We start from the raw sequence: 932 nt of genomic DNA, 5'->3' as shown, positions 1-932 counted from the left end.
GGTTCGTGGCTGTTCACGTTCGCCAGCTGGTAGGGCTGGTGATCGATCAGGACGAGCACCGAATCCTCGGGACGAAGTAGCGAAGCCAGGCCATTGCGAAGGGTCATGAGTCTATCCTTTGCCGCTGTTGTGAGTGGGGCGAGTTCGCGGAGGGACATGCGCCGATCGCGGCGATGCCCGGGACGAAGGTTGTCGTTGCTGCCTGCGGTGCAGTAGCCCTCCATGGTGCTACGCTGTGTCGCGCATCGGGGAACACCGAATTGGACATCGAGGATCTGCGGACCTTTGTGGAGGTTGCCGATGCCGGAGGAGTGTCAGCCGCTGCCCGACGGCTCGGCGTCTCCAAGTCCGTCGTCAGCCGGAGCCTCGTCCGGCTTGAGGCGGAGCTTGGCGTTCAGCTTCTCGCACGAACCACCCGCGGCGCCGCACTGACGGAAGCCGGAAGCACGTTTCGAGAGCATGCGGCCAAAGCCTGCGCCGAGATCGACCTGGCCAGGGAAACGATCCTGCCCGCCGGTTACCTGTGCGGCCGCTTGCGAGTTGCTGTGCCGCTGACCTTCGGACCCACTCACCTCGCTCCGGTGCTGGCCGACATGGCACGGCGGCACCCACAACTCCACGTCCACACCTCTTACACCGACCGCTTCGTGGACCTCATCGCCGAGGGCTTCGATTGCGCGATCCGGATCGGATACCTCCAAGATTCCAACCTGATCGCGAGGCGCGTCGGGCCGATCCATGGCAAGCTGGTCGCGAGCCCGGACTATATCGAGGCGCAGGGTTCCCCTGAGACACCGGACGAGCTCGTCGCTCATCAGGCCCTCATGCAAGGAACCGAAGCCTGGCAGTTCATGGACGGCGACAAGGTCATCACGGTTCGCCCGCAGGGGCGCTTCAAGGCTGACAATGGCACCGCTCTCGCCGCCGCCGCA

The 932-nt window shown here is 64.7% G+C and carries 1 protein-coding gene; it reads left to right on the top strand.

Translation table 11 applies throughout. The features are described from left to right. Positions 1–260 precede the first annotated feature (260 nt). Positions 261–932, top strand: a 672-nt coding sequence (locus D2K64_RS23765) for a LysR family transcriptional regulator (RefSeq protein WP_157986118.1), incomplete at its 3' end; no start/stop codon positions are given.

Origin of the sequence: Teichococcus vastitatis (genome assembly GCF_003604215.1) — a bacterium.
Classification (GTDB): domain Bacteria; phylum Pseudomonadota; class Alphaproteobacteria; order Acetobacterales; family Acetobacteraceae; genus Pseudoroseomonas; species Pseudoroseomonas vastitatis.
Note: the sequence above shows the minus strand (reverse complement) of the source record. Positions and strands in the feature narration are given on the sequence as shown.